20 protein-coding genes and 1 riboswitch are annotated in these 21,236 nt (G+C 45.9%); of the genes, 16 read left to right on the top strand and 4 right to left on the bottom strand.

The features are described 5' to 3' along the window. Positions 1–5 precede the first annotated feature (5 nt). Positions 6–788, bottom strand: coding sequence for an undecaprenyl-diphosphate phosphatase (locus AC4E8B_RS15535; protein ID WP_490214265.1), 783 nt, complete (start codon positions 786–788; stop codon positions 6–8). Positions 789–1,054: 266 nt separating this feature from the next. On the opposite strand from AC4E8B_RS15535, the gene AC4E8B_RS15530 reads away from it, so the two are divergent. The 5 genes from AC4E8B_RS15530 to AC4E8B_RS15510 all read left to right on the top strand — a co-directional run bounded on the left by AC4E8B_RS15530 (position 1,055) and on the right by AC4E8B_RS15510 (position 4,808). Further along, positions 1,055–1,354, top strand: coding sequence for a DUF4870 domain-containing protein (locus AC4E8B_RS15530; RefSeq protein ID WP_490219710.1), 300 nt, complete (start codon positions 1,055–1,057; stop codon positions 1,352–1,354). 150 nt (positions 1,355–1,504) lie between these two features. Beyond that, positions 1,505–2,356, top strand: a complete 852-nt coding sequence (locus AC4E8B_RS15525; protein WP_490214264.1) for a patatin-like phospholipase family protein — start codon at positions 1,505–1,507, stop codon at positions 2,354–2,356. A 509-nt stretch (positions 2,357–2,865) separates the two neighbouring features. Further along, complete coding sequence (locus tag AC4E8B_RS15520) at positions 2,866–3,645, top strand: hypothetical protein (protein WP_490214263.1); 780 nt, start codon at positions 2,866–2,868, stop codon at positions 3,643–3,645. A gap of 87 nt (positions 3,646–3,732) precedes the next feature. Continuing rightward, positions 3,733–4,059: a four-helix bundle copper-binding protein gene (locus AC4E8B_RS15515; protein WP_490214262.1), complete on the top strand. Its 327-nt coding sequence runs from the start codon at positions 3,733–3,735 to the stop codon at positions 4,057–4,059. A gap of 173 nt (positions 4,060–4,232) precedes the next feature. Continuing rightward, on the top strand, positions 4,233–4,808 hold the full coding sequence (locus tag AC4E8B_RS15510) for a TlpA disulfide reductase family protein (protein ID WP_490214261.1): 576 nt from the start codon (positions 4,233–4,235) through the stop codon (positions 4,806–4,808). Positions 4,809–4,811: 3 nt separating this feature from the next. On the opposite strand, the gene AC4E8B_RS15505 is transcribed toward AC4E8B_RS15510, so the two are convergent. Beyond that, on the bottom strand, positions 4,812–5,648 hold the full coding sequence (locus AC4E8B_RS15505) for an EcsC family protein (RefSeq protein ID WP_490214260.1): 837 nt from the start codon (positions 5,646–5,648) through the stop codon (positions 4,812–4,814). A 161-nt stretch (positions 5,649–5,809) separates the two neighbouring features. Further along, a riboswitch (FMN riboswitch) is annotated at positions 5,810–5,956 on the top strand. Positions 5,957–6,096: 140 nt separating this feature from the next. On the opposite strand from AC4E8B_RS15505, the gene ribD reads away from it, so the two are divergent. The 6 genes from ribD to AC4E8B_RS15475 all read left to right on the top strand — a co-directional run bounded on the left by ribD (position 6,097) and on the right by AC4E8B_RS15475 (position 12,809). After that, the gene (gene ribD, locus AC4E8B_RS15500) at positions 6,097–7,212 is read left to right on the top strand and encodes a bifunctional diaminohydroxyphosphoribosylaminopyrimidine deaminase/5-amino-6-(5-phosphoribosylamino)uracil reductase RibD (RefSeq protein ID WP_490214259.1); all 1,116 of its coding nucleotides are present in this window, start codon (positions 6,097–6,099) and stop codon (positions 7,210–7,212) included. Beyond that, entirely contained in the window at positions 7,193–7,843 is a 651-nt protein-coding gene (gene ribE / locus AC4E8B_RS15495; protein WP_490214258.1) for a riboflavin synthase, read from the top strand. The genes ribD and ribE overlap by 20 nt, the downstream gene beginning before the upstream one ends. A 97-nt stretch (positions 7,844–7,940) precedes the next feature. After that, positions 7,941–9,134, top strand: coding sequence for a bifunctional 3,4-dihydroxy-2-butanone-4-phosphate synthase/GTP cyclohydrolase II (locus tag AC4E8B_RS15490; RefSeq protein WP_490214257.1), 1,194 nt, complete (start codon positions 7,941–7,943; stop codon positions 9,132–9,134). Positions 9,135–9,147: 13 nt separating this feature from the next. After that, complete coding sequence (gene ribH / locus AC4E8B_RS15485; RefSeq protein WP_490214256.1) at positions 9,148–9,618, top strand: 6,7-dimethyl-8-ribityllumazine synthase; 471 nt, start codon at positions 9,148–9,150, stop codon at positions 9,616–9,618. 114 nt (positions 9,619–9,732) lie between these two features. Next, a complete protein-coding gene (locus tag AC4E8B_RS15480; RefSeq protein ID WP_490214255.1) occupies positions 9,733–11,028 on the top strand; it encodes an NCS2 family permease in 1,296 nt (431 codons plus the stop codon). Between the two features lie 536 nt (positions 11,029–11,564). Further along, a complete protein-coding gene (locus tag AC4E8B_RS15475; protein WP_490214254.1) occupies positions 11,565–12,809 on the top strand; it encodes an EAL and HDOD domain-containing protein in 1,245 nt (414 codons plus the stop codon). 47 nt (positions 12,810–12,856) lie between these two features. On the opposite strand, the gene AC4E8B_RS15470 is transcribed toward AC4E8B_RS15475, so the two are convergent. Further along, positions 12,857–13,126: a hypothetical protein gene (locus tag AC4E8B_RS15470; protein WP_490214253.1), complete on the bottom strand. Its 270-nt coding sequence runs from the start codon at positions 13,124–13,126 to the stop codon at positions 12,857–12,859. A 154-nt stretch (positions 13,127–13,280) separates the two neighbouring features. Between AC4E8B_RS15470 and dapF the strand changes: the two genes are divergently transcribed. Further along, a complete protein-coding gene (dapF, locus tag AC4E8B_RS15465; protein ID WP_490214252.1) occupies positions 13,281–14,264 on the top strand; it encodes a diaminopimelate epimerase in 984 nt (327 codons plus the stop codon). A gap of 54 nt (positions 14,265–14,318) precedes the next feature. Here the strand turns inward: dapF and AC4E8B_RS15460 are convergent, their stop codons facing one another. After that, positions 14,319–16,157, bottom strand: a complete 1,839-nt coding sequence (locus AC4E8B_RS15460) for a DNA ligase D (protein ID WP_490214251.1) — start codon at positions 16,155–16,157, stop codon at positions 14,319–14,321. 170 nt (positions 16,158–16,327) lie between these two features. On the opposite strand from AC4E8B_RS15460, the gene ku reads away from it, so the two are divergent. The 4 genes from ku to AC4E8B_RS15440 all read left to right on the top strand — a co-directional run bounded on the left by ku (position 16,328) and on the right by AC4E8B_RS15440 (position 20,670). Then, the gene (gene ku, locus AC4E8B_RS15455; RefSeq protein WP_490214250.1) at positions 16,328–17,173 is read left to right on the top strand and encodes a non-homologous end joining protein Ku; all 846 of its coding nucleotides are present in this window, start codon (positions 16,328–16,330) and stop codon (positions 17,171–17,173) included. A gap of 111 nt (positions 17,174–17,284) precedes the next feature. Further along, on the top strand, positions 17,285–17,938 hold the full coding sequence (locus tag AC4E8B_RS15450; protein ID WP_490214249.1) for a phosphatase PAP2 family protein: 654 nt from the start codon (positions 17,285–17,287) through the stop codon (positions 17,936–17,938). Positions 17,939–18,067: 129 nt separating this feature from the next. Further along, entirely contained in the window at positions 18,068–19,558 is a 1,491-nt protein-coding gene (gene glpK / locus AC4E8B_RS15445) for a glycerol kinase GlpK (protein WP_490214248.1), read from the top strand. A gap of 164 nt (positions 19,559–19,722) precedes the next feature. Beyond that, complete coding sequence (locus tag AC4E8B_RS15440; RefSeq protein WP_490214247.1) at positions 19,723–20,670, top strand: nucleoside hydrolase; 948 nt, start codon at positions 19,723–19,725, stop codon at positions 20,668–20,670. Positions 20,671–21,236: the final 566 nt, after the last annotated feature.

Here is a 21,236-nt window from a genome sequence, read left to right as displayed (position 1 = left end):
CTCCCTTAAAATATTCCCGTCATTTGGAGGGCGAGGACTGCAAAGCCTAAAATCCAAACATAAACCGCAAAAAGCTTGAGCGATTTTCTTTTTAAATATGAAATCATCCAGACGACAGCCGCGTAGCCGAACAGGGCTGAAGAGAGTGTGGCGATCAATAAGCTCCCAAAAGGAATGGCTTCAGTATGGCCGGCATACATTTCTCCTGCCTGCATCACGATCCCCCCCGCGATCGCCGGGATGGAGAGCAGAAAAGAAAAATAGGCAGCGGTTTCTCTGTCCAGCTTGCGGAAAAGGCCTGCGGCAATCGTCAGGCCGGAGCGGGAGAGGGCAGGGAAAATAGCGGCGGCCTGGAAGGTGCCGATGAAAATGGCATCACCCATGCTAATGTCGTCCATCTTTTTCCTGCCTTTTCTAACCCCGTCTGCTGTCCACAAAACAAAGCCGGTCAACAAAAATTCCCACCCGATAGTAACGCCGGACTTTGACAGCGAATCGAGAAGATCACCAAGAAGGAGCCCTGCAATCACGGCAGGCACTGTCCCCGCAGCAAGGAGCAGGGACATGCGCCCGAATGGCCTCCGAACGATCTGGAGAAGCTCATCTTTATAAACGACAAGGACTGCCAGCAAGGTTCCGACATGGAGCATGGTATCAAGGAACAGGCCGGCATCATCAAGCCCGAATAAATGCCTGCCGAGGTATAAATGCCCTGTGCTTGAAATAGGCAGAAATTCAGTCAGGCCCTGGATCATTCCCAGAATGAGCGCTTCTATTTTAGATAGCATCCTAATCACCCTTTACCTTCTATTTGGAAATGTGGAAGAGAGCTATTCTATGTACAGGTCCCTGTCTGATATGTGCCCTCACTAATTTGTATTCAAGTTGTCCCAAACAAGAACAGGGAAAGGGAAAGATGCTGATAAAGAATAATTTGCGGAAGGATGAAACCTTTTTAAAAGTGGGGCGTAGTAATAGTTATAAGAAATCATTTTTAATATTGGAGGAATTATTAGTGGAATACCAAAAAAATTCTAGCAGCGATGAAAGGCTGATGGCTTCCCTGATTTATATATCAAGCCTGTTTACAACCTTCCTCGGGCCTCTTGTCATTTGGCTTTTAAAGAAAGATGATTCTGAGCTGGTGAATCATCATGGAAAAGAGTATTTTAATTTCCTCATATCATATGGGGTATACAGCATCATCAGCACCGTCCTTATGATCGTGCTTATCGGATTCATCACCATCTGGATCGTCGCGGCGTTGGCGTTCGTCTTTACCATTGTGGCTGCTGTAAAAGCCTATGAAGGCAATGAATATAGAATACCGCTGGTTTTTCGTTTAATAAAATAAGCCTTCTGAGCTGCTGGTTCCCTGTTAAAGGGGGTCAGCAGTTTTTTTGTCTGTTATCCATCAGGCCGTACTTGTGACAATGATCATTATTTTTTGTTAAAATATATCCATTATCAAGCTATGAAGCATTAAGAGAGAGGAGTCTTTATCATGCTCAATGAAACCGGCCTGGTGCTGGAAGGCGGAGGAATGAGAGGCGTCTATACAGCAGGGGTGCTGGAATACTTTATGGAGCAGAATCTGTCTTTTCCCTACATAATAGGAGTGTCAGCAGGAGCCTGCAATGCCGCTTCCTATATTTCAGGGCAGAGGGGACGGAATAAAACAGTCAATGTGGATTATGTCAGCGATCCCCGCTATATTTCATGGCGCAATTATCTGCGTAACAGGCAGTTTTTCGGGATGGATTTCATTTTTGATGAGATACCGAACAAACTTGTCCCTTATGATTATGAAAAGTTCCATAACAGCCAGGCTGAATTCGTGATTGGCACGACTGACTGCCATACAGGCGAACCTGTTTATTTCAACAGGGCCGGTTATGGACAGGATGTCCTGCAGGTACTGAAAGCCTCAAGCTCCCTGCCGTTCATCGCACCCGAGATAGACTACAAAAGCAGGAAGCTTCTCGATGGGGGAATCAGCGACCCGATCCCGCTGAAAAAAGCCCAGCAGGACGGCTTCTGCAAAAATATCGTCATCCTTACAAGGAATAAAGGCTATCAGAAGAAGCCTTCGAAGTTCCATTTCCTTGTAAGAAGAAAATACCCGGCTTATACCGGCCTTCATAGAGCTATGGAAAACCGCTACCGCCTGTACAATCAGACACTGAGCTATCTGGCGGAAGAAGAGCAGAAGGGCACCACCCTGGTCATCCAGCCGTCAGAGCCGCTCGAAGTGGGAAGGATGGAAAGGAGCCCCGCCAAGCTCGAACGCCTGTATAACCAGGGATATCAGGATGCAGAGAAGCAGATTGGGCGGATACAGTCTTTTATTGGGTGACAGGCACCTGTACCAGTTGTAGACCAGTTTAAAATCCCCAGCCAAATGTTGGCTGGGGATTTAACTTTGATTAGAGTCTGATTTTTTATTAGAAGGATGCCCGTTTTGAGAATAATATGTTATTGAACCTCATGAATAATAATAGAGGAGGCAGTGGGGAGAACGAATACCCTCAGAATCCATTTAAACCCAACAGAGGGTGTCAGTACCGCCGACTAAGACCCTCTAAAACATTTAAAATCAAACAGAGGGTGCTAGTGAAGCCGACTAAGACCCTCTGGAACCCATTCACCTAAATAGAGGGTACCAGCATGTCATCTACTAGCTTCTGAATCACAAAATGAGCCATTCTGATGGCACTTCTTCATCCAAAAGACGGCAGTCCCAAAATAATTATCGATACAGGTGCCCATCTAATCTCTAGCATAGTTTCACCCCGTGTTTAATAGAATTAAAGAGCAGCGATAAAAATTGAAATCTCAAACAAATTCTTCACGGGAGACTTGCTGATGAATATTCAAAAGCATTACAGCCGATTAGCAGATATATCTCTTAATAGCAGCCTGGCAGCACTCGTGCCTCTATTGTTTATCCTTCCTGCCTGCCTGGTCATGCTGCCGGGCAGGGAGCTGGTGCTGGCAGCTGTGCCTTTTCTTTTGTACAGCTTTGGCTGCTATCAGATGAGTGTGGTCCATCAATCAAGGTCAAAAGCGGTGGACAGGCTGGACAGCTTCCCTTATCAGGGGCGGCTATTGGAAGAAAATCATCTGCTGGTTTCCCATCTTCCTTCATCGTCTTTAAGAATGCTGTTATTCACCCCTGACGGGCAGCTGGCGGGAGAGCTTAAAAATTCGGGCGTGACTTTATTTCAGAAACTGTGCCCCGCTTTTCTTAACAAGGTTTTTCAGCGGGAGTACGGATTATATAATCGATCAGGCGTCCTGTTGATCCTCTTTCTGTCCAGGAAAAATAAAGTGGATATTTTCAGGGCTGACCGCCGCTATATCGGAACGATGCAATTTATTCATACGCTAGGAGGATCAGCTGTAATGCAATTCAACCAGAAGACGCTTTACGCCCGAAGAGAAAGATTTTTCCTGGATTTTAAGATTGCATGGGATGGCGGGAAAGAATTGATGAGCTACAAAAAGGGCCTGATGCCTGTAAGCTGGGCCGAGACTTTCCAGAATCCCAATATGGAGGTTATAGCTTTTAATGACAATGCTGGACAAAAAGAGAGGATTTTGGCACTGGCAGCGATCGCCAAGCTATTTGCTGGCGGGAGCTGATGGAAAGCAGGCAGGTTTGGAGGTGCTTAGATTAGGGAATCTGTCACTTATAGAATCATATATTGCAAAAGAGCGGAGGCTAATGTGATGGATAACAGCTATGAAGATTGCAAAAAGGCGTGCCTTGAATGCCTGGAAGCCTGCGAGAGTTCTTTTCGGAAAACCCTGGAAGAAGCAGATGCCGGGCAGAGGTCTGCCGCACTCCGGCTCTATAGGGAAAGTGCTGATATTTGCGCACAGACAATCAAGGCGCTTGAGTCAGACAGCGATTTTATAAAAAAGTATACTCTGCTCTGTTCAAGGATAGTGGATCAATGTGCCGAAGAATGCAAGCAGTTTGAACAAGCTCATTGCAGGAATTGTGCAGAAAAATGCTATATGTGTGCGGAAGAATGCAGAAAGCTTGCTGCTTGAAATAACACTGAAATAAACGAGTACAATCCGGCCGGTGGTGCCGGTTTTTTTATGCAGGCTGTTTACTTAGCTTCCATAGCATAATAAAATGGTGTTCTAGCAAGAATATTAGCTTTTGCCGCTTATGCAGGCAAAGTTTCTATAAGATTGCTAATAAAAGCCCGAGGTGCGCTATGAAAAAGTTTCTTCTTGTTGCAGGCATTATTGTGCTGGCTTTGTTTATCATTGATAGAACGGTCCTGAAGGATAAAGGGGTCGTAAACAAAGTGCTGCCCGCGGAAAAATATGAAAAGCTGGAAAATCCGGAGGAAATAGCAGTGGGGATTGAACCGGGCAACAAAGCACCGGATTTCACCCTGACTGACATAGAGGGAAAAGCAGTGAGCCTCAGTGATTATAAAGGCAAAAAAGTCTTCCTTAATTTCTGGGCAAGCTGGTGCCCGCCCTGCAAGGCCGAGATGCCGGATATGCAGGAGCTTTATGAAGAAAAAGCAATCGGGGATTTTGAAATATTGGCCGTCAACATGACATTTATCGAAAAAAACAAAGGCGACGAATTGGCTTTCGTAAAAGAGAACGGCCTTACTTTTCCCATCCCGCTTGATGCAAAAGGGCAAGTGATGGGCGAGTATGAGATTATGGCCTACCCGACCAGCTTCTTTATTGACTCTGACGGAATCATCAGAAGCAGGGTAATGGGTGCCGTGGATAAGGATTTTATTAAGAAAGAAAGCAAAAGGCTTCCATGATGTTCATGGAAGCCTTTCTTCCGTTCCTGGCGGCAAAATATCTGGCGCTGCTGCCTCCAGGCGCTCCTTAATCTTCCGTTTCCTGTAAAGCATCATTCCCGCTTCCCCGATATCACCTACTGCTGAGCGGTTGATGAATGCCCCAAAGATCAGCCCTGCAATCGGCACCATCTGAAAAAGCTTCTTCCAGCCAAACTGATCACGATAGGCAAAGACAACCTCACGCCACCCCTGAATTTCTGATGCGATTTCACGCTGAACGTCTTCTTCCGGAGAATCGATGTCAGAAAGCTGCCTGAGTATGGCCTGCTTGCCAACGATATCGGCGGAAACAAACTGCAGCGCCTTCACGATGAACAGGCGCTCTTTCTTGCTTTTTGGATCATAGCCGTAGCAGATGGCAATATCCTGTAGCGTTTTAAGCTGCATTCCGAGAAGGACCGGGATATCCAGACTTAAAGTAAATAATCCTCCAAACCCTGTGCCTGCCCCCTGTATGGCGGCAAGCTTCTTCCTGCTCCCTGTCAGCTTCTCTGCTGCCGCATCCATCTCTTTGATGGACAATGTTCCTGTATCCTCCAGAGTATTCACATTTCGCCCCGGGTAATAAGATTTAATAGAATTGGAAGTGCTTAAATAGCTGCCGCCCGTCTGAATATAGCTGCCGAGTTCATCAAGCATAACTCCCATTTTTTTCTGAATGAATGCCGGCGTCAGCTTGTCCAGCATTTTAAATGGAAGCCTGCCGATTTTTTCCCAAAACCAGAGACCGCTCTGATCTTCTTCCCATTCGCGGCATTTCTGCAGTTCGGACTGCAGCTGTTGTTTCGTCTCCTGCATAGTTAAATTCCTTTCTGCTTGTAATGATCTTTATACGTATATCACCATATAAAGGTTTCACGTTCAAAAGCACTATTTTGATTTAAATATACTGCTCATAAGCTCTCTGAATTGTCGGAAGAGAAAATTCATGATAAGATGCCTTTAATATTATAAGTATAATATTCCTTCGGGGTCGGGTGAAAATCCCAGCCGGCGGTGATGAGGCATGCCTCTAAGTCCGTGACCCGGCTTCACGCATAGTGAAGGCGGTGGATTTGGTGAAATTCCAAAGCCGACAGTTAAAGTCTGGATGGGAGAAGGAATGGATGTGTAAACCGCGTTTTTAACACTGTGTTTCGAACGCTTATTTCGTCATGTCTGATTTGGCCCCGTACTGATTTCTGTACGGGGCCTGCTGTTTTTTCTGGAGAGAAAAAATGGAACTATAGGAAAAGAGGGTGTACATATGACAGATGAAGACTATATGGATCTGGCCCTGTCCCTGGCCAGAAAAACAATCGGGCAAACCAGTCCGAATCCATGTGTCGGCGCCGTCGTCGTCAAGGATGGACAGATAGCCGGGATGGGAGCGCACTTAAAGGCAGGAACCCCGCATGCTGAAGTACATGCCATCACTATGGCGGGTGATTTTGCCAGGGGAGCAGATATTTACGTCACGCTTGAACCATGCAGCCACCACGGAAAGACGCCTCCCTGCGCAGATCTGATCATTGAATCAGGGATCAAAAGGGTGGTCATTGCCGCGAAAGATCCCAACCCTGTTGTTGCCGGACGCGGGATCAGCAAGCTTAAAGACGCTGGGATAGAAGTGGCAATAGGGATCAGGAGGGAAGAGGCTGAAGAGATAAATGCCCCATTCTTTCATTTCATGAGAACCAGCAGACCATATGTAACTATAAAGGCCGCCGCGTCATTCGACGGCAAAACAGCAGCAAACACTGGTGACAGCCAATGGATTACCTCTCCAGAATCCAGGGAAGATGTACACCGGTTAAGACATGAACATGACGCAATATTGACGGGCGTAAACACAGTCATCCATGATAACCCCCAGCTTACCGCCAGACTGCCCCGAGGCGGAAAAAACCCTATAAGAGTAATATTGGATTCTGCATTAAGGATCCCTGATGATGCAGCTATCCTGCATGATCAAAAAGCTCCGGTCATCATTTTTACCGGCAGCGGATATAACAAAAGCAAGGCTGAGAAAATTAAAGCTTTGGGCACGGAGCTTGTACATCTTCCCGAGGAAGAGGTGCCAGCAAGCCAGGTGCTCGAGGAATTGGGAAAAAGGCAGATTCTCTCTGTCTTTGTTGAAGGCGGGTCTGAAATCCATGCTTCTTTCATTAAGGAGGAGCTATTCCAGCAAATCATTCTGTATGCTGCCCCCAAAATAATCGGCGGGAGGGAAGCTGTCCCGTTTGTAGGGGGAAAAGGGATCTCTTCAATGGATCAATCCATTCCCTTGGCATTTAAATCGGCCGAACGCATCGGTCCGGACCTGAAAATTACTGCGGTGCCGCAGCGAGAGGAGGGCCATCATGTTCACAGGATTAATTGAGGAAGTCGGCAGGGTCGAACAGATTGTCCACCAGGGGAAAACTTTAAAGCTCACCATATCGGCCGGACTGATACTTGAAGATGCGGGAATTGGCGACAGCATTGCCGTAAATGGCGTTTGCCTGACAGTCACTGATTTTACCGCGAGAAAATTCAGCGCTGATGTTATGCCGGAAACATACCATTCTACCAGCCTTGCCGAACTGAAGCGCAATAGCCCTGTAAACCTTGAAAGAGCCATGAAAGCCGGCGGCCGCTTTGGGGGCCATCTCGTATCAGGGCATATAGATGCCAGAGGCAGGATCCTTAGAAAAAGCCATGAAGAAAATGCCATCTATTATGAAATCGAAGTGCCGGAGGAATGGTCCCATTTGCTGGTGGATAAAGGTTCCATTGCTGTAGATGGTGTTTCGCTGACAATTTTTGAAGCGGGAGCTTCTTCCCTGACAGTTTCCCTTATTCCGCATACTGCATGCCATACCATCCTGGGAGGGAAGGAAGCAGGGGAAAGTGTGAACCTTGAGTTTGATATGCTTGGAAAATATATTTACAGCTTTATGAATAAAGCTGCCTCCAAGCCGGAAAAGCAGACTGTTTCGGAGGCTCTTCTTAGGGAAAACGGCTTTTTGTGACAGCCTGAGAACCAAGCTTTAGCAATAAAAGAAGGAATGTCTTTCGCCAGGAGTGAATGGGGAAAAACAGACCCTTAACCAAAGGAGAGCTGTAACCATGTTCAATACAATCGAAGATGCTATAGCAGAGCTAAAGAAAGGCCGGCCTGTGATTGTAAGTGATGATGAAGACAGGGAGAATGAAGGCGATCTTATAGCCCTTGCAGAGTTTGCCGGACCGGAAACCGTCAACTTCATGGCAAAGGAAGGGCGGGGGCTGATATGCATGCCTGTTACAGAGGAGCTTGCAGAGAGGCTTAACCTTCATCCCATGGTTGATATCAATACAGACAGCCATAGAACAGCTTTCACTGTCAGTGTCGATTATAAGGAGACAAAGACAGGCATCAGCGCATTTGAAAGGGCGCAGACCATAGAAAAGCTGCTGGATGAAAGTTCCGTTCCCGAAGATTTTGCCCGTCCCGGACATATCTTTCCTTTGATTGCCAAGGAAGGCGGTGTCCTCAGAAGGGCCGGCCATACAGAGGCGGCAGTGGATCTTGCCCGTCTGGCCGGGGCAAAGCCTGCAGGGGTCATCTGTGAAATCATGAAGGACGATGGATCCATGGCATTGGTGGATGATTTGAAGGAAATGGCCACGAAGTTCGAATTGAAAATGATTACGATTAAAGATCTGATAGAGTACCGTCTTGAGCACGACTCTCTTGTCAAAAGAGAGGCAGAGATCGCGCTTCCTACTGAATATGGACAATTCAGGGCAGTCGGCTACACAAATAAATTGGATGGAAAAGAACATATCGCCCTTGTAAAGGGAGAAGTTTCAGAAGAGCAGCCAGTGCTTCTGAGGGTGCATTCAGAATGCCTGACCGGGGATGTGTTCGGTTCAAACCGCTGTGACTGCGGACCACAGCTTGAAGCAGCCCTCAAGCAGATAGAAGAAGCAGGTTCAGGAATCCTCCTTTATATGCGCCAGGAGGGAAGAGGCATTGGCCTAATCAATAAAATGAAGGCTTACAAGCTGCAGGAGGAAGGCTATGACACTGTTGAGGCCAACCATATGCTCGGATTTAAGGACGATCTCCGCGATTACGGGATAGGGGCGCAGATACTCCGGGACCTGGGTGTAAGGAAGATGCGCCTGCTGACGAATAACCCGAGAAAAATCGCCGGCCTTGAAGGCTATGGGCTTGAACTGTCAGAAAGGGTGCAGCTTCAGCTTCCGTCGAAAAAAGATAATGAAGACTATATGAAAACAAAAAAATCAAAACTAGGTCATTTGCTGACTTTTTAATGGAGGAAATACTATGAAAAAAGTGATTGAAGGAAATCTGGTAGGTACTGGTCTGAAGGTTGCAATTGTCGTTTCAAGGTTTAATGAATTCATAACCGGGAAGCTTCTTTCAGGAGCAGAGGATAGTTTGAAAAGGCATGGTGTCGCAGAGGAAGATGTAACGGTCGTATGGGTGCCGGGAGCCTTTGAAATCCCACTTGCCGCTAAAAAAATGGCCGATTCAGGAAAGTATGACAGCGTCATAACGCTTGGGACTGTCATCAGGGGAGCCACCCCGCATTTTGACTATGTAAGCAGCGAAGTATCAAAAGGAGTGGCATCAATCAGCATGTCGAGCGGAATCCCGGTCATCTTCGGGGTCCTGACTGTCGATACGATCGAGCAGGCGATAGAGCGTGCCGGCACGAAAGCCGGCAACAAAGGCTGGGAAGCGGCTGCCGGAGCCATCGAAATGGGGAATCTCTACAGGGAAATGGCCAATTAAAGATGCGCCTATTGGCAGAGACATGATTGTCTGTTAAAATATATCCTTGTGGCTCACCTGTTTATCAGGGAGAGCGGGTAGGGAGAGGGCTATACAACAGAATAGGTAATATTTATGAAAGTGCTAAATCAATTATTCCAGCTTGATGCCAATGAAACAAGCTTCAAGAAGGAAGTGATGGCGGGTGCGATCGGCTTCTTTACCATTGTGTATATCATAGCCGTTAATTCGCTCATCCTATCGGAAGCCGGAGTACCGCTGGAAGCTGCCATCATGGCGACTATCATTACTTCAGTCGTCGGCTGCTTCCTGATGGGATTCTGGGCGAATGTACCGATCCTTCTTGTGCCTGGAATGGGAATTAATGCCCTGTTTTCTTACACACTTGTGCAGTCTATGGGACTGTCATGGCAGGAAGCGCTGGCGGTTGTATTTGTTTCCGGGCTGGTTTTTGCTTTCGTGGCTTTTTCGCGATTTGCAGGGAGCCTGAGTGCTGCCATTCCGCAGTCGCTGAAAGAAGCCATCACTGTTGGCTTGGGATTATTCCTGATGCTGATTGGGCTTGAAAAGGGCGGCATCGTAGAGAAAGGCACCAATTCTCTCATCGCTTTAGGAGATCTCGGAGACCCTCAGGTGCTGGCTACGATCATTACATTCCTGCTGGCAATAGTTCTGTTCATGCGGAATGTCCCGGGAAATTTTCTGATTACAGTTGCCGCTGGTACGCTCATTGCCTTGCTGTTTGGGAATATTGATATATCGCAGGCAAAAGAATCTTCTTTTTCTTTTGGCGATTATATGGATGTTTTCGGGGCGATGTCCTTTGAAAGCTTCTTTTCCATAACGTTCTGGGTAGCAGTATTCTCACTGACCATGGTCCTGGTGTTTGAAAATATCGGCCTGGTTCACGGCCATGTTTCGTTCATCGGCAAACCCGAACGTTTCAAGCGGGCTTTTCAGGCAAATTCCGTTTCTGCACTGCTTTCCGGCCTTTTCGGCACAAGTCCGACGGTTTCAACCGTTGAAAGTGCAGCCAGCATGGCTGCAGGAGGCAGGACAGGACTTACGACAGTGGCTACAGGGCTTCTGTTCATGCTGTCAGCTTTCTTCATTCCGGTAATCAAGCTGATTCCAAACAGTGCGATTGCCCCTATCCTCATCATCATCGGCGGATTGATGCTCCAAAATATCCGCAACCTTGATATGAAGGATATGAGCGAAAGCTTCCCTGCGTTCTTCATCATTGCGATGATCCCATTTACCTACAGCATCGCAGACGGTATTGCCGTCGGCTTCATCCTCTATCCGATCCTGAAAATCGCGATCGGAAGGGCAAAAGAAGTCTCCGTTGCTCTGTATGTAATCGCAGGACTATTTCTGGCAAACTTCGTTTTTCATGTCATCAGCTGATTTTTAAAAAAGCGCCATTATGATTGGCGTTGCACAATGTTAACAAAAAGGGGTACGGAATTAACTCATTCCGTGCCCTTTTTTTTTATGCTTCTGATTTAATTCTGACAGCGAGAGTCGAAATCAGGCTGAGTCTAATGAGCTGCTTATTATCTCCCTGCTGAAAGGTCTCTAGGAACTTGAATACCATCTATATACAGAACCGAAGCCCCTTATAGAGAACCTGTTGTTTGCAGTGGAAGGCACGCAGACTCCAGTGGGAAATAGCGGCAGGGCTAAGACCCCGCAGGAGCGGCAGCGACGAGGAGGCTTAGCGCCGCCCCGCGGAAAGCGAAGTGCCTGGAACGGAAAACAGCAGCCCCATCTTAAAATGAAAGTTTGCCTAAAACATCTTTTCTGTAAAAGACGTTCTAAAAAAGTGTTCTTTTATCCAATAATATATACCATTCTACAAACTTCGACAGACATACTGGCAAATATTGTTTTACAATAAAAACAACCCAACATTTGGAATGCATAACAGCGGAGGTTATAGAATGGAAGTCTTTGTTGCGAGGCAGCCGATTTTTAATATCAAGGAAGAAGTATTCGCTTATGAATTGCTGTACAGAAGCAGCCAGGTGAATGAATTCCCCCTTATCAACGGCGACCAGGCGACCGCCGACGTCATTATAAATAGTTTCTTGAATATCGGAATCGACAGGCTGTCCGAGGGCAGGCCCTGTTTTATCAATTTTACAGAAAATCTGCTCAAGCTCCGGCTCCCGACCTATTTCAGGCCGAGGGAGATTGTTGTGGAAATACTGGAAACGGTGGAACCCAGCAGCCATCTGATTGATATCTGCCGGGAACTGAAAACCCTGGGGTATCAGATCGCCCTTGATGATTACGTTTTCCGGGAAGATAATCCTTTTTCAAAGCAGCTGCTCGAGTATACAGATATAATTAAAGTGGATTTTCTCGCCACTCCCGCCTGCATGAGGGAGAGGATTGAGTTCGAAGCCAAAAGGCTCAAGCTCAAAATGGTAGCGGAAAAAGTCGAAACAAGAGCTGAGTTTGAGGATGCTAGAAGAAGGGGCTATGATTATTTTCAAGGCTACTTTTTTGAAAAGCCCACAATTGTATCAACTTATGATGTCCCGACCTATTTTCATTCTTATTATGAGATGATCCATAATCTCTCAACTGCTGATCCAAGCATAGATCTGATATCAAATCTGATTGAAAGAGATTTATCGCTTTCCTATAAGCTGCTGAGGCTGATCAACTCTCCAGCTTTCAGGCCTAAGCACAAGATAAACAGCATCAGGCAGGCGACGGTTCTGCTGGGGCTGAATGAAATCCAGAAATGGATATATGTGCTTGCTGTCAGGGAGTCAACCTTGGAAAAGAAGGCAGTCCAGAAGGAAACCATCAGGATTTGCCTGATAAGGGCAAAGATGGCTGAATCTGTTGCCGTTCTCAGGAAAAAGGGGGCTTTGAATGCCCAATATTTTTTGACAGGGATGTTTTCAATGATGGACACCATCCTTGGTGCATCAATGGAGGACATATTAACTGATCTGCCGCTTCAGGACGAAATAGGGGATGCGTTGAGGGGCATCGAAAATCCTTTGAAAAATGTGCTGGATCTTACGGTTGCTGTTGAAAGGGCTGACTGGAAGCTGATCAGTGAAAAAAGCAGGTGCCTTGATATAGAAGAGAATGCTCTTTTTCGCATATATTTCGATTCTATAGCCTGGGCCAATAGTCTGCTTTCAGAGGAATCTCTTTATATATGATTTCAGGTGACTCCAGAAGCGCCGGTCTGCGGCGCTTTTGAAGTTTATCAGAGCCACCGTCTTTGCGGTTTAACATATCTTTTTGCTTCTGCGGCCAAAAGCTTCCTTAATGATTTCTGGGATGCAGCAGCCATTATGTCCGCAGGGTTGGGGAATGTTCCGTGATCATTGAAGCGGACCCGGATAGAGCCATTGTAAATTTCTTCGTCCCCGTAATGGATCCTCGTATCAACAAAAGCGGTTTTTTCTGTTATCCCGTTTGCTGCCTCAAGCTCTTCAACCCTGCTGATGAAAAATTTGAACTTATATTCCTGCATCGCTTTGACTCACCTCCGGCCTGCACATAGGTCAATACCCGCCATATTGTATTCTAACTCATATCGTCCGCAAGAGGATTGAACTTCAGAAGAATTTATGGCAATCTATTATTATGATGATTTAGCAGGTTAAAGGAAAAATGGGGGTTTTGAAATGGAAATAAAAATACTGAAATGCCATGGGTCGGGCAACGACTTTTTGCTGATAGATGAAATATCAAAAAATTATGGATTTACTGAAGAGCAGCGGCGGGAGCTTGCCATCGCTCTTTGCCGCCGGGATTCTGAACTGGGGGCAGATGGAGTTCTTTTTGCAATGAAAAGTGATAAAGCTGATGCCCGGATGAGGGTTTTTAATGCCGATGGTTCAGAAGCTTCCATGTGCGGCAATGGCCTGCGCTGTGTCGCCCGCTATGTATGCGAACTATTAGATTTGAAGGAAGCGATCATTGAAACAATGAAAGCTGATTTGAAGGTTGAAAAGCGGCCGGATATCTTCCCGGAGATTCCAACCTATCTTGTTGAAATATCACCAGTCTCCTTCCAGCTTCGTGATTTGCCGCTTATGCTGAATCAGGAGACATTGAAGGATGAGAAAATAAGCTCGCTGTCAGATTCGCTTCATTTCACAGCTTTGGCTGTGCCCAATCCGCATCTGATTGCAGTTTGCAGCAAAGATGATATTCAATCAGATCTTCAAAAAGAAATCAGCGAGCAGGTCAATGGCCCGAATGAGCTGTTCCCTGATGGAGTGAATGTGAGCTTCATCAAGCCTCTTAAAGAGGAAAGCATTTACGTGAGGACTTTTGAGCGCGGAGTGGGCTTTACGAATGCCTGCGGAACTGCGATGTCAGCTTCCACCCTGGTTTCCTGCCTTCAAGGGATGAATAAGCTTGAAAGGCCGGTGGATGTGTACAATAATGGGGGGAAGGTCCAATGTGTCGCACATGAATCAAATGGCGGGTATTCAATCGATCTGATCGGGAACGCCACGTATATGTACCGTGTAGAGGTCTATATGGATCCTGCCCAGCCTAAGGCGTTTACATTGGGTGAGAAAAATTACTTTGAGGCCGAAGCAGGCCAGTATGGTAAGCTGCAGAAACATGCCGGTGAAATAATAGAGAAATACCTATGATGAGAAAAGAATGCTGCCGCCGCAGCATTCTTTTTCATTGAAGAAATATACTCTTCAGGTCTTTTTTTCAGCATTCAAAAACTCAAGCACCGGAGAAAAAGCCTGCAGATCCTTTGCGGCAAAATAGCCTTGCAGCGGGTCTCCCAGTTTGTTGATCCGTTTTACCACATTATCTACCCGGAATTCTTCCATCCTGAGCCGGTCATTGACTTCTTCCCAAAACAGCGGTGCCGCGATACCGGCATACTGGTTGCCTCTGGCTGAATATGGTGCCACGATCGTCTTTCCCTCTGCATGCTGGATATAATCAACATAAAGTCTGCCGCCCCGGTTTTTCTTCATTCTTTCAGTTGTAAAAAGGTCCGGTTCTTTGGATATCAGATAGTCAGCAATGAAAGAAGTGAACAGGCGTGTATCATCATAAGTGTAGGCATTCTCAGGAAGCGGGATGTAAACCTGCAGTCCTTTATTCCCGGATGTCTTCACAAATGAAGTGAGTTTAAGATGGTCAAGCACTTCTTTAATCATCAGGGCGGCCTTTATCGCAAGGGTGAAAGCGTCCCGGGACGGCGGATCCAGATCGAAGACGATTTCAGACGGACCTTGGCTTTTAATGGTCTGAAATGGTATATGAAATTCAAATGCCAGCTGATTGCCGAGCCAGAGAAATGTCTTGAGATTATTGCAGACAATATAATTGATTCCATCTGACATTTTTGTTTCAGCAAAATCAGGTGTATAGTCCGGTGCGTTTTTTTGGTAAAATGGTTCCCCGAAAATACCGTGCGGATACCTGATGACGGTGAGAAGCCTATCTTTTAAAAATGGCAGCATATATGGGGAAATTTCCCGCAGATAATGGATGAAGTCTATCTTCTTAAGGGCTGGCGTTTCCCAGATGGGTTTGTCAGGATGTGTGATTTCTACATCTTCGGGCAGGTTTTTCTGCTGTTCGGCAAATTGGCTGTAGGTGCACTGTTCGGGCATAAGGTCAAAACGGAATTGATGGAAGTGGGGCTCGCGCATCTGTCCATCATAAATCTCCAGGTACTTCAGTTCTGTACAAATGCCGGGATTTACATAAACAAATCTGCCATCTTCATCTCTTTTGTTGTTTTTGATTGTCTCCATAAGGGCCTTCTTTTCATCAGGCTTTAGCCCGAAGATAAATTGGCCGATATGATGGACCCTTCCGCCATCGAACACGCCTGCATAGAAATAACCATTTGATTTTTCATAAGCCGTGATAAAACATGACACATACTTCCAATTTTTATATTTTTGCCACGAAGTTGAGCGTTTTCCTTCCTCCCATTTGCTTTTCTCCTGTTTAGCCACAATTCCTTCGCCATCATGAAGGATCACCTGTTCCCACAGATTTTTGAAATCATCATATCTTGGTATCAGTTGAAGAAGCTTTGTGCTTTTTTCGTCAGGCTCAAGCGGGAGCTTTGCTGAAGTGAAGAACTTCTCCAATTCGGCCTTCCTCTCCTTATAATCCAATGCTGCAATGCTCTTTCCTTTAAGCTTTAATGCATCAAATATCAATAAGCGGCAGGGCGATTGCCTGGCTTTTTCCAAAATCCTCTTTTCTGAACGCATTCTCCCTCTTACTTGGATAGAACCAAAATGGGCTTTATGTTTATTTTCTAAATAAACAAGCTCTCCATCCATTTGAAGAGGAAGGAAGGGCCGGAACAGCGGGATGTTTTCCTCAAGAAAGGACCTGATTTCCGGAAAAAGTTCAAGCAGCGGTTTGCCATTTCTGCTCGTCAGAGAAAGTCCCATCTCATCCCACTCAAGAATGGCCCGGAATCCGTCGTATTTTACTTCATAAAACCAGCCCTTGGCATCTGGAGCATCAAAGGTCAGGCTCGGAAGCATCGGCTTCATAAAGACACTCCTTTTTTTTGCTTCATAATTTATACATCAGCTTGCGTATCTGCTCATCCTCCATTATTCCTTTCTGGCGGGAATCCTACTCTGCTGGCAGAAGTTATCTTGCATTTCATATGGTGAATCATCGCACATTATAGTTAAAGACTATAGAATGGAGAATCAGAATGCATACAATCTGGAAAGGAAGCATCAGCTTCGGGCTTGTCAATATACCGATTAAGCTCCATGCAGCAACAGAGGACAAGGATATTAAACTGCGGACGCTTCATAAAGAGTGCCATTCACCAATTAAATATGAGAAAATCTGTCCGGTCTGTGATACAGAAGTCAAGCCTGAGGATATTGTGAAGGCTTATGAATACACAAAGGGAAAATTCGTCGTTCTTGAAGACGAAGATCTGAAAAAATTAAAGCAGGCAAATGAAGATAAAGCTGTAGAAATTATTGATTTTGTAAAAATGGCCGAAATCGATCCCATCTATTATGACCGCAGCTATTATATGTCGCCAGGGGACGGGGGAGGGAAGGCTTATTCTCTCTTGAGAAAAGCCCTGGAAGACTCAGAGAAGGTGGGGCTGGCCAAAATCATCATCCGTTCAAAAGAGCAGCTGGCCGTTGTCAGGGTGTTTGAAAACACATTGATCATGGAAACCATACATTTCCCGGATGAAGTGAGGAAAGCCGGCGATGTCCCGAATGTCCCTTCTGAGGACAAAGTAACGGAAAAAGAGCTGGAAACTGCCATCATGCTCATCGATCAGCTGACTACAGTCTTTGAGCCGGATAAATATACGGACGAATACAGGACGGCGCTTCTGGATCTAATTGAATCAAAACGTACAGGCAAAGAAGTTGTCACTCCTGCAGAGAAGGAAACAAAGTCCAATGTCACAGATCTGATGGCAGCATTGCAGGCATCCATCGACAATACCAAACCCGCTAAGCCGAAAAAGCCGGCCGCTCGCAAGAAAAGGGCTGCTGCAAGGCCGAAAGAAAAGAAAGAAGCATAAAAAACCGCCTCTGTGCGGTTTTTTTCTTATTGAATAGCCGGATTATGTTCACAACCCGCCTAAATAGGCAATATAGAAGTATTGGTTAAAAACAAGAAAAGGAAGTCGTGTATGAAAAAACTGACGAGAATCAATACTTTGTATATTCTTTCTGCTGCTGCTCTTCTTGGCCTTTTTACTTTTCTTTTTGCTGAAATCGCAGAAGAGGTGAAAGAAAGCGAACTGGAGGCTTTTGACCATGCAATCATCAATATTGTCCAATCATTTATCAATGACCAGCTGACTGCATTGATGTTCGCGGTTACATTCCTGGGTTCTGTAAAGTGTCTTGTATTTCTGGCAGCAGCAGGTGGAGTTATACTCATGGTTTTCAAAAAATGGGCATTAAGCGTCTTTCTGCTGGCTGGGTCAGGTGGGGGTGCGCTGTTCAATCTGCTCCTCAAGTGGATTTTTAAACGGCAGCGGCCTGATATCCTCCCGCTCCTGAATGAAACAGGCTTCAGCTTTCCCAGCGGGCATTCTATGGGTTCTTTTATATTTTACGGAGCATCCGCCTATATATTGGTCCATCTGTTTTCGCGGCTCAGCCTGAAGCTTCTGTCTGTCACGGCAAATGTCCTGGTGATTCTTATGGTCGGCTTAAGCAGAATTTATCTGGGAGTTCACTATCCTAGTGATGTGATAGGCGGATTTCTTGCCGGGGGAGCATGGCTGGCTGCCTGCATCATACTTTTCAGGCTCTACGAATATCGGAAGAATCTGTAAAGGAATTCATGGAAAAATGCAGAATCCTATCATATGGCTGAAATTTAGTTAGGGTGGCAGGTGGAGTATTTACGGCCATTTAAATAAATGGCTGGCGCCTGCCGCGCATAGATTTGGAGGAGATTTTGGATGGATACATATATATTGTCGCTTGATCAGGGGACTACAAGCTCAAGGGCTATTTTGTTTAATCAAAAGGGAGAAATCATCCATTCTGCACAAAAGGAATTCACCCAGATTTTCCCGGCCCCCGGCTGGGTGGAGCACAGCGCTAATGAAATTTGGGGCTCAATATTGGCAGTTATAGCGGGCGTCCTCTCTGAATCGGGCATCAGCCCTAAGCAGATTGCAGGGATCGGCATTACAAACCAAAGGGAAACAGCTGTCGTATGGGATAAAGAAACAGGGCAGCCTATTTATAATGCGATTGTCTGGCAGTCCAGGCAGACAAGCGAAATCTGCAAAGAATTAAAAGATCAAGGATTTGAAGATTTATTCAGAAGAAAAACCGGCCTTTTGATTGATGCTTATTTTTCAGGTACGAAAATCAAATGGATCCTGGACCATGTTGAAGGAGCAAGGGAGAAGGCTGGCGAGGGGAAGCTGCTTTTTGGGACGATCGATTCCTGGCTCATCTGGAAGCTGTCAGGGGGCAGGGTCCATGTGACAGACTATTCAAATGCATCAAGAACGCTTTTGTTCAATATCCATGAACTGAAATGGGATGAAGAGCTATTGGAAATATTGGGGATTCCTTCTTCCATGCTCCCTCATGTCCGTTCTTCTTCAGAAGTATACGGAAAAACCGCTTCTTACCATTTCTTTGGCGAGGAGGTGCCGATCGCCGGAGCTGCGGGAGATCAGCAGGCAGCATTGTTCGGGCAGGCCTGTTTTGAAGAAGGAATGGTAAAGAACACATATGGAACAGGATGTTTTATGCTGATGAATACCGGTAAAAAGGCGGTAGTCTCAAATCATGGACTCCTGACCACCATTGCATGGGGAATCGGCGGGGAAGTGGAATACGCCTTGGAAGGCAGCATATTTGTTGCGGGTTCAGCGATCCAATGGCTCCGTGATGGGCTGCGGATGATCAAGAAAGCGGGAGACAGCGAAAGATATGCCTCCGCTGTAGGTTCAACAGACGGTGTCTATATAGTCCCTGCTTTTGTGGGCCTGGGAACACCGCACTGGGACAGTGACGTAAGGGGTTCTGTCTTTGGAATTACCAGGGGAACTACAAAAGAACATTTCATCCGTGCGGCGCTTGAATCACTGGCATATCAAACGAAGGATGTACTTGAAGCAATGGAAAGCGATTCTTCCATCAGGGTGAAAAGGCTCCGGGCAGACGGCGGAGCCGTCAAGAACAATTTTCTAATGCAATTCCAGGGCGACATCCTCAATGTTCCTGTTGAAAGGCCCGTTATCAATGAGACGACAGCCCTTGGAGCCGCCTATCTCGCAGGCCTTGCCGTCGGCTATTGGGGAAGCCGGGATGAAATAAAGAACCAGTGGTCCTGTGACAGGGAATTCACTCCAGCTATGGAGGAGGAAACAAGAAAGACCCTGTGTGAGGGGTGGGGGAAGGCGGTTGCTGCAGCAAAGGTTTTTAGATAATACTGATAATATGTCCCTGGTGCATAAGAGTGAGGTTGATTGAATTGGGTGCCATTAAAAAAGCAATATAGCCTTTATAGGCTTTTTTACTCTGCCTGCAGCCCAAAGATGTTTAAAGAGGGCTTTGCCTGCATAAGTATGAGCAATAGGGAAAGGAGGAGATCATGGTGATCAATATACTTCTGTTTGTAGATTCTGGTATTGATGACTCACTTGCTTTGATGTACGCCGTGCAAAATCCGGAATTGAATATTGTCGGGGTAGTAAGCGGGTATGGAAATATCACCAAGGAAGAATCCCTCAGAAATACAGCCTATCTCCTTAAACTTGGCGGCCGTGAGGATATTCCGATCATTGCGGGTGTTTCCGGGCCTCTCTCAGGCAAACCTGCCACATTTTATCCGGAGATACATGGAGAAGAGGGGCTCGGACCCATTCAGCCTCCTGAAGATTTTACCGGGGTGAAGGTTTATGATATCAATAAGATCATTGACATTATTAATCAGTACAAAAATGATATTGTCCTTGTTGGCTTAGGCAGGCAGACAGATTTAGCTCTCCCGCTGATTATTTATGGAGAGGATGCCTATAAGGATGTTAATGCAATCTATATGATGGGCGGTGCCTTTCTGGTTCCCGGCAATGTCTCAGCGGAAGCAGAGGCTAATTTTTATTCTGACCCCCTTGCTGCTGACATCGTTCTGGAAAAAGGAAGGAATGTATACCTTTTTCCACTTAATGTCACCAACAAAGCTGTCGTAACGCCTGAAATGATTGAATACATTTTCAAGAATACTAAGTCCCCATACAAAGATCTTATAAAGCCAGCCTTTGAATATTATTTCCAGGCTTATAAAAAAAACGTACCCGGCATAGGAGGCGCCCCCATTCATGATGCTGTCCCGCTGATTGTACTGACCAATACGGATTTAGCGAAATTCATTAAGCGGAGGGTCAGGGTTGAGCAGTTTGGCGGAGCGCAAGGTAAAACGAATGCTGATTTTCGGCCAAAGCCTGAGGAGCAGCCTGAGGATACTCTAGATTATATTGCAATGGAGATTGATACAGCTAAGCTTCTTGAAACGTTTATGCTGAACTTCACCGCCGTTTGACATTACAGGTTCAGGTGACGGACAGGAATTCGGCTGTTGATTTCCAGATAGTTGACAGTCTTTGATTTTATGATATACTAGTGAAGCACGTATTTGAGGATATCTGCGGGCAGAATGGAGCGGAACGCCATTTTGCAGATCATGCTCTTTAGATTTTTACTGCTTAGCAACAATAGGTTTATACCTTTAAGAATTAATTTGTGGACAGCTTGATGATCAGGTGCGGCTGCTGTACAGCAGGGTGCGGCCTGAATGGTATGATTTCTTCTTAATGCACATCTTCTATAAACCCGAAACATTTTCTTCGCATGAATTCAATTCAATAATGCGGTCTTTAAATGAATGAATCTTAAAGAGCTGCTATCTTATCCCGATTGTTTACCTGATTCTCGCTGGCGCGGTCTCGGAGCCGCAAGGATGGAAGAGAGGCAGGGCTTTCATTGTTTTAGGTTAAAATTACATTTAATAATATACTATATATAGCCTCAAATATGATAAAAAGGACAGCGTGCTTGCATGCTGTCCTTTTTCAATTCACTGATATACGCCTAAAGTAATACTTTATA

Source organism: Bacillus sp. SRL543, assembly GCF_984799205.1.
This window is presented reverse-complemented; position numbering and strand designations above follow the sequence as displayed.

Excerpts from the sequence above, each read along its gene's own strand:
- AC4E8B_RS15535 (WP_490214265.1), bottom strand. The coding sequence starts at position 788 with ATGCTATCTAAAATAGAAGCGCTCATTCTGGGAATGATCCAGGGCCTG.
- AC4E8B_RS15530 (WP_490219710.1), top strand. The coding sequence starts at position 1,055 with ATGGCTTCCCTGATTTATATATCAAGCCTGTTTACAACCTTCCTCGGG.
- AC4E8B_RS15525 (WP_490214264.1), top strand. The coding sequence starts at position 1,505 with ATGCTCAATGAAACCGGCCTGGTGCTGGAAGGCGGAGGAATGAGAGGC.
- AC4E8B_RS15520 (WP_490214263.1), top strand. The coding sequence starts at position 2,866 with ATGAATATTCAAAAGCATTACAGCCGATTAGCAGATATATCTCTTAAT.
- AC4E8B_RS15515 (WP_490214262.1), top strand. The coding sequence starts at position 3,733 with ATGGATAACAGCTATGAAGATTGCAAAAAGGCGTGCCTTGAATGCCTG.
- AC4E8B_RS15510 (WP_490214261.1), top strand. The coding sequence starts at position 4,233 with ATGAAAAAGTTTCTTCTTGTTGCAGGCATTATTGTGCTGGCTTTGTTT.
- AC4E8B_RS15505 (WP_490214260.1), bottom strand. The coding sequence starts at position 5,648 with ATGCAGGAGACGAAACAACAGCTGCAGTCCGAACTGCAGAAATGCCGC.
- ribD (WP_490214259.1), top strand. The coding sequence starts at position 6,097 with ATGACAGATGAAGACTATATGGATCTGGCCCTGTCCCTGGCCAGAAAA.
- ribE (WP_490214258.1), top strand. The coding sequence starts at position 7,193 with ATGTTCACAGGATTAATTGAGGAAGTCGGCAGGGTCGAACAGATTGTC.
- AC4E8B_RS15490 (WP_490214257.1), top strand. The coding sequence starts at position 7,941 with ATGTTCAATACAATCGAAGATGCTATAGCAGAGCTAAAGAAAGGCCGG.
- ribH (WP_490214256.1), top strand. The coding sequence starts at position 9,148 with ATGAAAAAAGTGATTGAAGGAAATCTGGTAGGTACTGGTCTGAAGGTT.
- AC4E8B_RS15480 (WP_490214255.1), top strand. The coding sequence starts at position 9,733 with ATGAAAGTGCTAAATCAATTATTCCAGCTTGATGCCAATGAAACAAGC.
- AC4E8B_RS15475 (WP_490214254.1), top strand. The coding sequence starts at position 11,565 with ATGGAAGTCTTTGTTGCGAGGCAGCCGATTTTTAATATCAAGGAAGAA.
- AC4E8B_RS15470 (WP_490214253.1), bottom strand. The coding sequence starts at position 13,126 with ATGCAGGAATATAAGTTCAAATTTTTCATCAGCAGGGTTGAAGAGCTT.
- dapF (WP_490214252.1), top strand. The coding sequence starts at position 13,281 with ATGGAAATAAAAATACTGAAATGCCATGGGTCGGGCAACGACTTTTTG.
- AC4E8B_RS15460 (WP_490214251.1), bottom strand. The coding sequence starts at position 16,157 with ATGAAGCCGATGCTTCCGAGCCTGACCTTTGATGCTCCAGATGCCAAG.
- ku (WP_490214250.1), top strand. The coding sequence starts at position 16,328 with ATGCATACAATCTGGAAAGGAAGCATCAGCTTCGGGCTTGTCAATATA.
- AC4E8B_RS15450 (WP_490214249.1), top strand. The coding sequence starts at position 17,285 with ATGAAAAAACTGACGAGAATCAATACTTTGTATATTCTTTCTGCTGCT.
- glpK (WP_490214248.1), top strand. The coding sequence starts at position 18,068 with ATGGATACATATATATTGTCGCTTGATCAGGGGACTACAAGCTCAAGG.
- AC4E8B_RS15440 (WP_490214247.1), top strand. The coding sequence starts at position 19,723 with ATGGTGATCAATATACTTCTGTTTGTAGATTCTGGTATTGATGACTCA.